Consider the following 14,319-nt stretch of genomic DNA (forward strand, 5'->3'; position numbering starts at 1 on the left):
GGCCCGTTTATTTAGGTCAGCATAACTGTCCTAAACCGCCGCTGCCATTACATCATTGTCATGGTGACAGGATTACTTGAAAGATGGCGACGCGGCCCAATCTCCTGTCGAAGGGACAGAAACCATGCAGGACGACCCGATTCCATCGATCACATTCCTTGATGGCACTGAGGTGCCGGCCCTCGGCCAGGGCACCTGGGCCATGGGCGAGGATGCCGGCCATGCCAGGGCCGAAATCGAAAGCCTCAAGGCCGGCATCGATCTCGGCATGACGCTGATCGACACCGCCGAAATGTATGGAGACGGTGGCGCCGAAGAGATCGTTGGCCAGGCGATCAGCGGCCGGCGCGACGAGGTCTTCATCGTCAGCAAGGTCTATCCCTGGAATGCCAGCCTGAAAGGCACGATCGAGGCCTGCGAGCGTAGTCTCGAACGGCTCCGCACCGACCGCATCGATCTCTATCTGCTGCACTGGCGCGGCAATTATCCGCTCGCGGAAACCGTCGCGGCCTTCGAAACACTGAAGGCATCCGGCAAGATCGGCGCCTGGGGCGTCTCCAACTTCGACACCGACGACATGGAAGAACTGCTCGGAGTGCCCGACGGCGCCAATGTCGCGGCCAATCAGGTACTCTACAATCTCTCCCGCCGCGGCATCGAATTCGACCTGCTGCCCTGGTGCCAGAGCCGCAAGATCCCCGTCATGGCCTATTCGCCAATCGAGCAGGGCCACATCCTGCACAATCCCGAACTGATCCGCATCGCCAAGGCCTATCAGGCGACACCGGCCCAGCTGGCGCTCGCCTTCCTGCTCGAACGCGACGGCGTCATCGTCATTCCGAAGACCTCGAATGCCGAACGCGCCGCGGAAAACCGCGACTGCATCTCGCTCGACATCACCGACGACGACTGGGATGCCCTCGACGCTGCCTTTCCGCCGCCCACAAAGAAAAAGCCGCTGGAGATGCTTTGACCTTCAGCGGCTTTCCCATTTATTGCAGCATCGGGCTTAGATGCCCGGGCTGTATTTCTGCATGCCCGGGCTGTAATCTTACATGCCCGGGCTGTGATGTTACATGCCCGGGCTGTGATATTTACATGCCCTGCACGCCGCGGTTCATCGCCGCAATGCCGGTACGGCACACCTCGATGAGGCCGAGCGGCTTCATGATCGCCACAAACTGATCAATCTTCGACGATTTGCCGGTGATCTCCAGAATGAAGTGACCGATGGTCGCATCCACTACCTTGGCATGAAAAGCATCGGCAAGGCGCAGGGTCTCGGCGCGCATCTCGCCCTCGCCGATCACCTTGATCAGCGCCACTTCGCGCTCGATCGGCCGGTCCTGGCCGAGTTCGCGGGCGCGCACCGTCAGGTCGACGACGCGATGCACCGGCACGATGCGCTCCAGCTGCGCCTTGATCTGCTCCAGCACCTGCGGCGTACCGCGTGTGACGACGGTGATGCGGGAAAGATGCGCCTGATGCTCGGTCTCGGAGACCGTCAGGCTCTCGATATTGTAGCCGCGGCCGGAGAACAGACCGATGACCCGGGCAAGAACGCCCGGTTCGTTGTCGACAAGAACCGAAAGCGTGTGGCTTTCGACCGCCGCCGTTTCCGGCGAGATGAAGTAAGCGGAGCCCGTGGGCTGTAGGTGTGCGTTCATGGCGATGTTTCCTCTTCCCTTTTTAGACGAGCGCGCGGCCCTTGGCGTCGATCGCATTGGCGACCGCTTCGTCGGTGGCTTCGTCCGGCAACAGCATTTCGTTATGGGCCTTGCCCGAGGGGATCATCGGGAAGCAATTGGCGAGATTGGCGACGCGGCAATCGAAGATGACAGGCTTTCTGACCTCGATCATCTCCAGAATGGTGTCATCAAGCGCATCCGGCTTTTCGCAGCGCAGGCCGACGGCGCCATAGGCTTCCGCCAGCTTGACGAAGTCGGGCATCGCCTCCGTATAGGAATTCGACAGACGGTTGCCGTGCAGCAGCTGCTGCCACTGGCGCACCATGCCCATATACTGGTTGTTCATGATGAAGATCTTGATCGGCGCATCGTGCTGGATCGCTGCCGACATTTCCTGGATACACATCTGGATCGAGGCGTCGCCGGCAATGTCGATGACGAGGCTGTCGGGATGGGCGATCTGCACGCCGAGCGCGGCCGGCAGACCGTAGCCCATCGTGCCGAGGCCGCCCGAGGTCATCCAGCGGTTTGGCTGCTCGAAACCGAAGAACTGTGCCGCCCACATCTGGTGCTGGCCGACTTCGGTGGTGATGTAGGTATCGCGGTCCTTGGTGTGGGCGAAGAGCCGCTCCAGCGCATATTGCGGCATGATGACGTCATTGCTCTTCGTATAGGCGAAGGAGTTGCGTGCCCGCCAGCGGGCGATATCGGTCCACCAGTCGTCCAGGCGACCCTTTTCCGGCTTTTTCGGCAGCGCCCGCCACAGGCGGACCATGTCTTCGAGGACATGGCCGACATCGCCACGGATGCCGATATCGACCCGGACGTTCTTGTTGATCGAGGACGGATCGATATCGATATGGATCTTCTTCGAGTTCGGCGAAAAGGCATTGAGACGGCCGGTGATGCGGTCGTCGAAACGCGCGCCGATGCAGACCATGACGTCGCAGTCGTGCATCGCCATGTTGGCTTCGTAGGAGCCGTGCATGCCCAGCATCTTCAGCCAGTTCTTGCCCGAAGCGGGATAGGCGCCGAGGCCCATCAGCGTCGAGGTGATCGGGAAATCGGTGAGCTCGACCAGCTCGCGCAGCAGCTTGGATGCCTCGGGGCCGGAATTGACGACGCCGCCGCCGGAATAGATGACGGGACGGCGCGCATTCGCCATCAGCTCGATCGCCGCATGGATCTGGTTGAGGTCGCCCTGGACCTTCGGCTGGTAGCTTTTCTGGATCGAGTAATCTGCCGGCGGCGTGTAGGTGCCGGTCGCAAACTGCACGTCCTTCGGAATATCGACGACGACAGGGCCCGGACGGCCGGACTGGGCGATGCGGAAGGCCTCGTGAATGACGGCGGCGAGTTCGTTGACGTCCTTGACCAGCCAGTTGTGCTTGGTGCAGGGCCGGGTAATGCCGACTGTGTCGCATTCCTGGAAGGCGTCGGAGCCGATCAGCGAGGTCGGAACCTGGCCGGTCAGGCAGACGAGCGGGATCGAATCCATCAGCGCGTCCTGCAGCGGCGTGACCGCATTGGTAGCGCCCGGGCCCGAAGTCACCAGCATGACGCCGACCTTGCCGGTAGAGCGGGCGTAACCTTCGGCCGCGTGGCCTGCCCCCTGCTCGTGGCGGACGAGGATGTGCTTGACATCCTCCTGCTGGAAGATCTCGTCATAGATCGGCAGAACGGCGCCGCCGGGATAGCCGAAGATATGTTCGACGCCGTTGTCCTTCAACGCCTTGAGAACGATCTCCGCTCCCGTCATCCGATTGCCTGCCGCCTGATTGTCCGTGCTCATCTGTCTGTTCCGTTTGATGCTGGGATTGCGTTTGTGGCCGGAAGCCCGAATTTCGGGCATAAAAAAAGGCCCCTGAGGAGCCTGTCATCTAGCGCATGGGTGGCTATCGCCGGATGGTTACACCATCCTGCCCATGCGCTTTCCCACCACGATAAGAGCCGTTGCGATTTTCATGGTCGGAAGTGATAGACAGAAAATTTCGCAGCGTCAACGCATGCCGCAATAAAAAACTGCCAGCCTCCCCCAGACCGGGAAATCCATGGGCGGAAGGATTTGTTAAAGGAAGGGCTATATTCTCGCTTCCCATTGTAGGAGTAGGCCCTTTGCTTAACAACGACTTGCACGCGCCTGGTAAGGCGGGTGAACAGGATCGCCGCGATGGCCATACACCCGGGAACCGCTTTCTCGGCCGCGTCGTTGCATGCAGCGGGTCGCGGGCCACCATCGCCGCCGTCGCCGAACAGGGCGGCACCGATCTGACCGAACTGTGGTCCGTGGGCCGGCTGATTTCGATCAGCGTCGGCCGCAACCGCGTCGTCGCCCTCGTCTATCAGATGAACACCGGCAGTCATGCCTGGGGCGAAGGCGAAGACAATACGTTCAGGATCGAGACCGAGCTGCTTGGCGAAGTCCGTGTCGACGAGGACGGGCGCGAGGAATTCTCGACCGGCATCTCGCGTTATCCCTATCTCGGCGCCATCGCCCACCGCATCCGATCCGCCGACCTGATGCGCATCTACGATGCCGGCGAAGGTACGACCGCCGTCATCGGCAAGCTGACGCAGGACGAAAGCATCGATGCGGCGATCCATATCCCCTCAATGCTCTCCAAGCATTTCGCCGTCGTCGGCTCCACCGGCGTCGGCAAGTCGACGGCCGTGTCGCTGCTCCTGCACAAGGCGATCGCGGCGGACCCGAAGCTGCGTGTCCTGATCCTCGATCCGCATAACGAATTCGCCGCCGCATTTCCTCAGCACGCCGTCACCATCGATACCGATACGCTCGACCTGCCCTTCTGGCTGATGCGGCTTGAGGAGTTCGCCGAAGTCGTGTTTCGCGGCCGCCCGCCGGTGCCCGAAGAGCTCGACATGCTGCGCGATATCCTGCCGGAAGCCAAGCGCGCCTTCCGCGGCAGCGACAATTCGCTGGTCCGCCGCACGACGGAAAAAAGCTCGATTACCGCCGATACGCCGGTTCCCTACCGCATGGCCGATCTGCTGGCGCTGATCGACGAGCGCATCGGCCGCCTGGAAGGCCGCTCGGAAAAGCCCTTCCTGCGGTCGCTGAAGATGCGCCTCATCGCTGCGATCAACGATCCGCGCTATCACTTCATGTTCTCCAACAACACGATCAGCGACACGATCACCGAAACCATCGCGCAGATCTTCCGCATCCCCGGCGAGAACCGGCCGATCTGCACTTTCCAGCTTGCCGGCATTCCCTCCGAGGTCGTCAATTCTGTCGCCTCCGTACTCTGCCGCATGGCCTTCGAGGTGGCGCTGTGGAGCGACGGCGCCATCCACATGCTCGTCGTCTGCGAGGAAGCTCACCGTTATATCCCCTCCGATCCGAGCCTCGGCTTCGTGCCGACGCGCCAGGCGATCGCCCGCATCGCCAAGGAGGGCCGCAAATACGGCGTCTCGCTGGGCATCATCACTCAGCGGCCGGGCGAGCTCGACCAGACGATCCTGTCGCAATGTTCGACACTCTTTGCCATGCGCCTTGCCAACGACCGAGACCAGGAAATCATCCGCTCGGCCATTCCGAACTCGTCGATCTCGACGACCAGCTTCATCTCCTCGATCGGCAATGGCGAAGCGATCGCCTTCGGCGAGGCGATCAGCGTGCCGATGCGCATGCGTTTTTCCCGCGTCGACGAAAAGCTCTTGCCGAAGGCGAGCAGCGCCAACAGCAAGAACAGCGAAGAAGATCCGGATACGGTCGATCTGCGCAAGATCGTCACCCGCATGCGGGCGGTGACCGTCGGACCCGACATTTCGAATTTCCAGCAGAACTATGCCGCGTCCGTGGCAGACTTCGACGAGGCTGATCCAGCCGACGAAGATCTCGACGCGAAGCCCTACGCGCCGCCCGCCTCTTCCGCCGCGCCGCCCGCCTCCGCACCGCTCGAATCCTACCGCCGCGAACTGCTGCCGCAGACACCGCGGCTGGACCCGGCTACGTCACCCGCGATCGATCCCAGACTGGATGCGCTCCGCCGTGAGATGCGCCGCGATGAGCCGGTCTTTCCCCGACCGGCACCGCCGGGAACCAGCCCGCCGTCTCCCGCCGGGAGCCCGGCACCTCGCTGCGCGAAAGCATCCTGAAAAAGCCGCTGAGCAGCCTCTACAACAAGGATTGAGGCTTCAGCTCGCTCTCCAGAGCGATCAGAGGCTCGACGGCGTCGAGCACCTGTTGCCGGTCCATCGGCCCGAGCGGCAAGAGAGGGCATGGGAGCTCTGCCCTGGCGAGGGAGAGAAGGTCGACCAGCGTATAGACCACGCGAAGGCTTCCAAACGCCTTGAACGTTTGCCAGAGCGGCTCGAGAAGACCATCGAGCCGACGCACTTCGCCGCCCTCGCCTGCAATCGCGGCCCTGGTCAGGGCAAGGGCGACGCGCGGAAGCACGCCGCCAATGACGCTGTACCAGGCGTCGGCACCTGAAAGCAGCGCTTCGGCCGCGCCCCAGTCGCCGCTGTAGCCGATCGCAAGCCTCGTCTTCTCTCGCAATGCCGCCAGCTCGCCTGCGAAATCGCCGTCAGCAGGCAGAGGCATCTTCACGGCCCTGATCGTCTCGATATGGGATAGGCGCTGCAGAAGATCCCGGCTGAAGGTGAAGTGGGTCGTGCCGGGATTGTTGTAGATACAAAGCGGTAGCTTCGCCGCCTCGGTGACCGCCAGGAAATGCTCGTAGGCTTCGTCCTGGGTCAGCGGCGTGTAGGACACCGGCGCAAGCAGAAGCGCATCTGCACCAGCGGCCTCCGCATCCCTCGCTAGGCTCCGGGCGTGGTCTGTCCTCAGAGCACCGGCACCGACGACGATGGGAACGCGACCGCGAACGCACTCGACCGCAGCCTCGACGGCTCGCCGTCGCTCCTCGCGTGTGAGAAAGGCATAGATCCCGGTGCTGCCGAGAAGGCCTATCGAAGCGACGCCTGCATCACACAGGCGTTCCAACAGGCGGCCGAGGGCTTCGGTGTCGACCCGGCCATCCCTATCGGCGGGCGTGGGCGGAAAGGCCGAAAGACCATGAAACGGAGAAGCGACAGACATGATGCGATCCTGAAAATCCGGTCAATGTGAGAACAGCAGGCGTGATCCGGCGCCCGCGAAGAAGACGGCGAGACTGCCCTCGATCCACCGCCGCGCACGGGCGTAGCCGCGCACCATCGGCGCCGTGGAGAAGAGCACGGCATAGCCGGCAAATATCGAGGTCCCCAAGAGCACGCAGCCGCCGAATGCCGTGACGGCCATCTCCGGCGAAGCGCCCGGCTTGAGGCCGAGCGACATGATCGCCACCCAGGCCAGAACCGCCTTCGGATTGCCGAGATGCATCAGAACGCCGCGACGATAGAGCGCGCCGAGTTGCGCGGCAGGCCGCACGGCCTCGCTTGCCGGCCTATCCGGGGCGGCTGCCGAGCGGGCCGCCCTCCAGGCGAGCCAGAGAAGGTACAATCCGCCTGCGATCTTAAGGAACAGCAGGGCATGGGCATAGCGGACGAGGAGTGTCGAGATGCCGGTGACCGCGACCAGCCCCCAGCATGTCGACATCGTTATAACCCCGGCGGCAAAAACCAGCGCCGGTCGCCGCCCTTGCCGCATCGCCACATTCATGATGGCCATGTTGCTTGGTCCGGGACTGCCTGCAGCGATTGCGTAGGCGATGTAGACGACGACAAGATCCTGCATTTACCTGTTTCCAGAAGTTTGCGCTCACGCACGGCACAACCCCAAAGACGAAGAATGCGCGATCGGGGAGCCGCCAATTGGCTTCCTTTTCCTCAAAAACTGGTCCATCATGAAGCACCATTTTCGATAATTTCAATAGACCATTTTGCGATGTCCAAACGGCGAAGCATCATCGAGATACCATCGCTGAACGCTATCGATCGAACGGCCAATGTCGGTCGCCAGCTTGCGCAGGCCCTGCGCAACGCAATCGCCCGCGGTGAGCTGAGGTCGGGAGAACGCCTTCCGTCGACGCGTAGCCTTGCGGCTTCGCTGAAGATCGCGCGCGGCACTGTCGTCGAGGTGTTCGATCAGTTGACCGCCGAAGGCTATCTCCAAGCGCGGGTCGGATCCGGAACCCGTGTTGCCGCCGATCTGATCGACGCAACGCCGGCGCTCCCGCCTCAGCCGGCAGTGCCGTCAAGCGCGGATGCTGTCGACTTGCCTTCCCAGGCTGCCCGGCTGATCGCCATCGCCCGCGCGCTCACCCCTCACCCGCCCGTTCCCTTCGCCATCGCCGTCCCGGCTTGCGGTATTGCGCCCGACGACAACTGGCGCCGTCTCGGCAATCGCGTGCGCGCGTCGCGACAGGCCGCACCCTCGGGTTACCACGATCCTATGGGTTTGCTCGAACTCAGGCTTGCCATTGCCGACCATGTCCGCCGCGCACGGGCCGTTCATTGTGAGCCGGAACAGGTCATCGTCACGTCAGGCACCCAGCAAGGCCTCTATATGGCAGGCCGGGTACTTCTCTCGCGTGACGATGCGGTATGGGCCGAGGACCCGGCCTATCCCGGCCTGACGGCGGTGCTCGATGATCTCGGCGTCCGGACGCACCGCCTGCCGGTCGATGTACAGGGAATGAATGTCGAACGCGGCCTCGAGCTATGCCCGCAGGCGCGCGCGGCATTCGTGACCCCTTCGCACCAATATCCGATCGGGATGCCGCTCAGCATGGCTCGGCGCAATTCCTTGATCACCTGGGCCGACCAAAATCGCGCCTGGATCGTCGAAGACGACTACGACAGCGAGCTGCGTTATGCCGGACACCCCTTTCCCTCGATGCAGGGATTGCGTCCCTCACGCGTCATCTATCTCGGCACGTTCAGCAAGGTGCTCTTTCCTTCCCTGCGCCTCGGCTACGTGATCGCCCCTCCTCCCCTCGCAGAAGCCTTTGCCGGCGCCCGCGCCATTCTCGACCGGCATTCGCCGATCGCCGAACAGCATGTTCTGGCGGCCTATATGCGGGAAGGCTATTTCGAAGCGCATATCCGGCGCATCCGCGGCCTCTATGCCGAGCGCCGCGCTGTTCTGCTTACGGCGCTCGATCGGGTCTTGCCTGAGGGCTGCGGCGTGCAGCAGAGCGACCACGGCATGCATATTCTTCTATGGCTGCCCGAGGAGGTCGACGACGTGCAACTCGCAGCCCGCGCCCTCTCGGCCGGCCTCGCCGTGCGGGCGATCTCCCCGATGTATGCCGCCCAGCCGGCGCGCCCCGGCTTGATGCTGGGCTTCGGCGGATTTCTGCCGGACCAGCTGCAGGCGGCGGTCGGCGAACTCGTCAAACTGCTGAGCCAGCAGATGCCTCAAGCGGGAGGCCCGCAACAAGCTGAAGCCTAAACTGTCAGCCGTTCCCAGCTATCGTCCATCTGGTTGCGGAACCATGTCATTTGCCGCTTGGCATATTGCCGCGTCGCCGCAGCACCCTTCTCCAGCACCTCGCCGCGCGTCATCTCGCCCCTGAGCATCGCCACAATCTGCGACACGCCGATTGCCTTCATCACAGGCGCCTCCGCCGGCATGTCGAGCGCAAGCAGCGCCCGTACCTCGTCTTCAGCACCTTGCTGCAGCATCTTTTCGAAACGCCCGTTGATGCGCTGATGCAGCACCGCCCTGTCCGGCAGCACGACGATCTTTCGGGCCTCAGCCGCGTCGATGATCACCGGTCCCGACCGGCCCTGGAAATCGGCGATCGACCGCCCCGTCGCCTTCATCACTTCGAGCGCCCGGACGATGCGCTGTCCGTCCTGGCGGTTGAGGCTTGCCGCCATGGCGGGATCGGCCACGGCGAGTTCGGCATGGAGCCCGTCCGGGCCCTCTTGCAGCAGCCGCGTCCTGAGTTTTTCCCGCAGCGTCTCCGGTATCTCCGGCATATCGGAAAGACCGCCGGTCAGCGCCTTGAAATAAAGTCCGGTACCGCCGACGAAGACCGGCAGCCGTCCTGCGTCCCTCAGCGCTGGCAGCAGCGCCGAGACATCCCGCAGCCAAGCGCCTGTGGAATAGGCTGCACCTGCCGGCACGTGGCCGTAAAGATGATGCGGCACGCCCTGCATCTCCTCCTTCGAGGGGCGCGCGGTCAGGACCCTCAGCGTGTCATAGACCTGCATGCTGTCGGCGTTGACAACCGCGCCGTCATGGCGCTTCGCCAATTCGACGGCGAGCGCGGACTTGCCGCTGGCGGTTGGCCCGGTTATCAGGATCGCGTTCACTGTGCTCAGAAGGTTTTCCATCATGGCCCTCGTTGCCACGCTTGTTGCCAATCCGTCAAATCCCGTGCTGACACCCGAGATCGCCGAGCAGGCGGCCGAGGCCGTGAAGGCTTCCGGCCTCTACTGGCTGGCAGATGGCGTTGCCTGCGACATCGCGCTGCGCGACGGCACCGATGCGCAAACGGCCGAGGCCAGTATCCTTGCCGTCATATCAGGCGCGCCCATCGACCTCGTTATCCAGGAGCAGGAGACCCGCCGCAAGAAGTTGCTGATCGCCGATATGGATTCGACGATGATAGGCCAGGAATGCATCGATGAACTCGCTGCCGAAGTCGGCCTGAAGGAGAAGGTTGCCACCATCACTGCCCGAGCCATGAACGGCGAGATCGCTTTCGAACCGGCCCTGCGTGAGCGTGTCGCCCTGCTGAAGGGGCTGCCGATATCGGTCGTCGACGAGGTTATCGCCAAGCGCATCACGCTCACCGCGGGCGGGCCGGAACTGATCGCCACCATGAAGTCGAAAGGCCATTACACCGCGCTCGTCTCCGGCGGCTTCACCGTCTTCACCAGCCGCATCGCCGCCGCCCTCGGCTTCGACGAGAACCGTGCCAACACGCTGCTCGAAGACGGCGGCATCCTCTCCGGCTTCGTCGCCGAACCGATCCTCGGCAAACAGGCGAAAGTCGATTCGTTGAACGAAATTGCGGCAAGCCTCGGCATTTCGCCGGAAGAAGCGATCGCCGTCGGTGACGGCGCCAACGATCTCGGCATGCTGCACCTTGCCGGCTCCGGCGTCGCGCTCCACGCCAAGCCCGCTGTTGCCGCCGAAGCGCGGATGCGCATCAACCACGGCGACTTGACCGCCCTGCTTTATATCCAGGGCTACCGGAAGACGGATTTCATTTCCCGATGATCTCTTAAAATTTACAAATTTGTACGTACAATTTTGTTGGATAGCACATGCCACGGTTTCAATGGAACGACGAGAAAAACCGAACCAACAAGGCCAAGCATAGCGTATCCTTCGAGACGGCGTGCCTGATCTGGAATGATCCGCAGTTTCTTCTCATTCCGGACGCGGTTTATGACGGCGAACAAAGATGCTGGCGATCGGCACCGTGGGTTTGGTGACTGTACTGGTTGCCGTCCATGTCATCCACGATGCCGAGGATGGAGAGACCATTCGAGTGATCAGCGCTCGAAAGGCGACATCGCACGAGAGAAGACGATATGAGCAATGGACCCTTGACTGACGCACAGCTCGCCGAACTCCAGGCACTGGAGAAGCTTTCCGACGAGGATATTGACACCGGCGACATTCCTGAGATCACCGACGAACAGTGGCGCCTTGCCCGCAAGGGCAATTTGTACCGGCCGCTGAAGCAATCGGTGACCATCCGCGTAGACGCCGATATCCTAGACTGGTTCAAGAGCCATGCGGGCGGTCGCGGCTACCAGACGGATATCAATGCCGCGCTGCGCACCCACATCGCCAGGCATCAAAAAGAGAGCGGCTGACCGCTTCTCTTTCGCTTATTCCATCGGCACCGCCACGAACCGCAGATCGCCATTCGCCGATGCGATCATCAGCTGGGCGTTGCGGCGGCCTTCCTGTTTCAGCGCCTGCACCTTGGCGGCGACCGCATCCGGCGACTTCATGAACTCCTGCGCCACCTCGACAATCACGTCGCCGGGCTTCAGCCCCTTTTCGGCGGAAGCGGAGCCGGGCGTCACTTCCGTCACGACGACGCCATCGACGCTCTCGGCGATGCCGAAGGCCTTGCGGGTCTCGGCGCTCAACAGCGACAGCGACAGTCCGAGCACGTTCTTCGGCGTGGCCGCATCGGGCGACACCTGGCCCTTATGCTGGTCGGGTGTATCAGGTGCGGGCTTGGCCTGATCGCCGGTGTCAGGCTGGTCCATGTCATTATTCTCGCCGGGATCCGGAGTGATCACACCGTCGTCCTGCGAGCCATCGGGCGCTGAATCGCCGGATGCAGCCGCCTGATCGCTGTCCTCTAGCCGGCCGAGCTTCACCTTGACGGTCTGCTCCTTGCCGTCGCGCAGCACCACGACGTCGACTTCCTTGCCGACCGTGCTTTCCGCTACGACGCGCGGCAGGTCGCGCATTTCGCTGACGGTCTTGCCGTCGAATTTCAGAATGACGTCGCCCGCCTTGATCGAGCCGTCGTCGACGGGGCCGCCCTTGATGACGCCGGCAACCAACGCGCCCTTTGCAGTGTCGAGCCCGAGGCTGTCGGCGATATCGTCGGTCACCGGCTGGATGCGCACGCCGAGCCAGCCGCGCCGCGTCTCGCCATATTCGCGCAGCTGATCAACGACGCCGGAAGCAAGCTCCGACGGCACCGAGAAGCCGATACCGATCGAGCCGCCGCTCGGCGAAATGATCGCCGTGTTGATGCCGATCACTTCACCCTTCATGTTGAAGAGCGGGCCGCCAGAATTGCCCTTGTTGATCGCTGCATCCGTCTGGATGAAGTTGTCGTAGGGACCGGCATTGATGTTGCGGCCACGCCCGGAAATGATGCCCACCGTCACCGAACCGCCGAAGCCGAACGGATTGCCGATCGCCATCACCCAATCGCCGATGCGCATCGTGCTGGAATCGCCGAATTTCACGGATTTCAGCGGCGTCTTTGGCTCGACCTTCAGCACCGAAAGATCGGTCTTCGTATCGGTGCCGATCAGCTTCGCCTTGAGCTTCGAACCATTGGCGAAATTGATCTCGATATCGTCGGCGCCCTCGATCACGTGGTTGTTGGTGACGATATAACCGGCCGGATCGATGACGAAACCGGAGCCAAGCGAGCTGACATTGTGATTGCCGCCCTTGTTGCCCTGCTGCTTGTTGAAGAAGTCGTTGAAGAATTCCTGGAAAGGCGAGCCGTCGGGCGCGCGGGGCGCCGGGCCTGCGCCCTCGTCATCCTTCACTTTCTGCGAGGTCGAGATGTTGACCACGGCGTCGAGCAGCCCCTCGGCGAGATCGGCGACGGAAGCCGGGCCGGTGTTGGGCACGGCGGCCTGGATCGGAGCGGTCTGCTGTGGTGCGGCGGGTGCGGGAGGAGTAGGAGCGGGTGCCGTAACCCCGGGTGCGGTCGTCTCAGGCGCGGTTTGCGCATAGGCAATCCCGCTCACGCCGGCTTGCGCCAGGATTGCGGCGCTGGCCATAAGCGCGAGCGTTCGTCTGATGGGCGAGCGAATCGTGGGGGCCATCAAGCTTCCTCATAAGGGGTGCATGCGCACATTGAGCATCAGCATAAGGCGGAATGATGGAGGGTGAAATCACCTTTTCGCGAAATCCCCGTGCAATGTGACGTGCCCTCGCAAAAGCCGGATCGTCACAATCATTCCACGAAAAAAGGGCCGGCGCTCGGGCCGGCCCTTCCAGAATTATCGGGCTCGTTTCTCCTGCCGTCAGTTCGCCGGCTGGGCGGGTGCCGCCGGAGCAGCTGCGCCGGGAACTCCCGGAACTGGCGCGGCCGGATTTGTCGGCTGCAGGGTGCCGGCGGCATTGTCGAAATAGCGGAAGAATTCCGAATTCGGCGACAGCACCAGCGTCGTGTCCTGCGACGAGAGAGCGGAGGAATAGGCCGCCATCGAGCGATAGAACTCGAAGAAGGCTGGATCCTTGCTGAAGACTTCGGCGAAGACGCGGTTGCGTTCCGCGTCGCCCTGGCCTCGAAGGATTTCCGCATCGCGCTGGGCGCCTGCGGTGAACTCGACGACCTGACGGTCGGCGATGGCTCGGCGCCGCTGGCCTTCCTCATTGCCCTCCGCACGGATACGCTCGGCCTCGGCGAGGCGTTCCGACCGCATGGCATTATAGGTGTTGGGCGCAACCTCCGGCGAAAGGTCGGTGCGCCGGATGCGAACGTCGTCTATATGCAGGCCGAGATTTTCGGCATCCGTGCGCAGGTCGTCGCGAATCTCCAGCATCATCGCGACACGCTCTTCCGAGAGCGCGGCATTGTAGTCACGCAGACCGTAGACGCGGCGAAGCGATGAATCGAGCTGGGCTCTCAACCGCGCTTCCGCGGCTTCGCGATCGCCCGATACCGTTTCGCGGAAGCGGCGAACATCCGCGATGTTATAGATCACGAAGGCATCGACGTCGAAGGTCTGGCCATCCTGAACCTGAACGCGAATATTGTCGAGATCGAGCCTCAGCGCCTGCTTTTCGACCAGCTGAACGCGGTCGGCATCCATAAAGCCGAAAGGCAGCTTGAAATAAATGCCAGGCTCGGTCTTGACCGACTGGATCTGGCCGAAACGGACGACGATGGCCTGCTCGCGTGCATTCACCACGAAGATGGACGAATAAAGCCCGACCAGCACGATGGCGAGGATGATGAAAATAATGGGAAGTCTGTTCGATGTCATG

General features: G+C 62.6%; 12 protein-coding genes and 1 pseudogene. 6 read left to right on the forward strand and 7 right to left on the reverse strand.

The genetic code is table 11. The features are described 5' to 3' along the window. The first annotated feature begins 124 nt into the window (after positions 1-124). Entirely contained in the window at positions 125-973 is an 849-nt protein-coding gene (locus RL_RS16705; protein WP_011652742.1) for an aldo/keto reductase, read from the forward strand. A gap of 121 nt (positions 974-1,094) precedes the next feature. Here RL_RS16705 and ilvN read toward each other — a convergent pair whose 3' ends face one another. Both ilvN and RL_RS16715 read right to left on the reverse strand, forming a co-directional pair. Beyond that, complete coding sequence (gene ilvN / locus RL_RS16710; protein ID WP_011652743.1) at positions 1,095-1,667, reverse strand: acetolactate synthase small subunit; 573 nt, start codon at positions 1,665-1,667, stop codon at positions 1,095-1,097. Positions 1,668-1,689: 22 nt separating this feature from the next. Then, the gene (locus RL_RS16715) at positions 1,690-3,480 is read right to left on the reverse strand and encodes an acetolactate synthase 3 large subunit (RefSeq protein WP_003541291.1); all 1,791 of its coding nucleotides are present in this window, start codon (positions 3,478-3,480) and stop codon (positions 1,690-1,692) included. 323 nt (positions 3,481-3,803) lie between these two features. Between RL_RS16715 and RL_RS16720 the strand changes: the two are divergent. Then, positions 3,804-5,842 (forward strand): annotated as a pseudogene (locus RL_RS16720) (ATP-binding protein). Here the strand turns inward: RL_RS16720 and RL_RS16725 are convergent. After that, positions 5,827-6,753, reverse strand: coding sequence for a dihydrodipicolinate synthase family protein (locus RL_RS16725; protein ID WP_011652745.1), 927 nt, complete (start codon positions 6,751-6,753; stop codon positions 5,827-5,829). The pseudogene RL_RS16720 and the gene RL_RS16725 sit on opposite strands and share 16 nt — an antisense overlap. A gap of 21 nt (positions 6,754-6,774) precedes the next feature. Further along, on the reverse strand, positions 6,775-7,389 hold the full coding sequence (locus RL_RS16730) for a LysE family translocator (RefSeq protein ID WP_011652746.1): 615 nt from the start codon (positions 7,387-7,389) through the stop codon (positions 6,775-6,777). Positions 7,390-7,539: 150 nt separating this feature from the next. Here RL_RS16730 and RL_RS16735 point away from each other — a divergent pair, with 150 nt between their 5' ends. Then, positions 7,540-9,048: a PLP-dependent aminotransferase family protein gene (locus RL_RS16735; protein ID WP_011652747.1), complete on the forward strand. Its 1,509-nt coding sequence runs from the start codon at positions 7,540-7,542 to the stop codon at positions 9,046-9,048. On the opposite strand, the gene miaA is transcribed toward RL_RS16735, so the two are convergent. Next, positions 9,045-9,941 (reverse strand): tRNA (adenosine(37)-N6)-dimethylallyltransferase MiaA, encoded by an 897-nt coding sequence (gene miaA / locus RL_RS16740; protein ID WP_086935557.1) that lies wholly within the window; start codon positions 9,939-9,941, stop codon positions 9,045-9,047. The two genes, RL_RS16735 and miaA, sit on opposite strands and share 4 nt — an antisense overlap. Between miaA and serB the strand changes: the two genes are divergently transcribed. The 3 genes from serB (at position 9,940) to RL_RS16755 (ending at position 11,435) form a co-directional block, all read left to right on the forward strand. Next, positions 9,940-10,830, forward strand: a complete 891-nt coding sequence (gene serB / locus RL_RS16745) for a phosphoserine phosphatase SerB (protein ID WP_011652749.1) — start codon at positions 9,940-9,942, stop codon at positions 10,828-10,830. The two genes, miaA and serB, sit on opposite strands and share 2 nt — an antisense overlap. A 47-nt stretch (positions 10,831-10,877) precedes the next feature. After that, positions 10,878-11,048: a BrnT family toxin gene (locus RL_RS40580; protein ID WP_244432336.1), complete on the forward strand. Its 171-nt coding sequence runs from the start codon at positions 10,878-10,880 to the stop codon at positions 11,046-11,048. 99 nt (positions 11,049-11,147) lie between these two features. Then, entirely contained in the window at positions 11,148-11,435 is a 288-nt protein-coding gene (locus RL_RS16755) for a BrnA antitoxin family protein (protein ID WP_011652750.1), read from the forward strand. A 15-nt stretch (positions 11,436-11,450) separates the two neighbouring features. Here the strand turns inward: RL_RS16755 and RL_RS16760 are convergent, their stop codons facing one another. Beyond that, positions 11,451-13,151, reverse strand: coding sequence for a Do family serine endopeptidase (locus RL_RS16760; protein ID WP_041936393.1), 1,701 nt, complete (start codon positions 13,149-13,151; stop codon positions 11,451-11,453). A 201-nt stretch (positions 13,152-13,352) separates the two neighbouring features. Next, a complete protein-coding gene (gene hflC / locus RL_RS16765; protein WP_011652752.1) occupies positions 13,353-14,318 on the reverse strand; it encodes a protease modulator HflC in 966 nt (321 codons plus the stop codon). Between the last annotated feature and the right edge of the window lies 1 nt (position 14,319).

Source organism: Rhizobium johnstonii 3841 (assembly GCF_000009265.1).
Lineage (GTDB): Bacteria > Pseudomonadota > Alphaproteobacteria > Rhizobiales > Rhizobiaceae > Rhizobium > Rhizobium acaciae.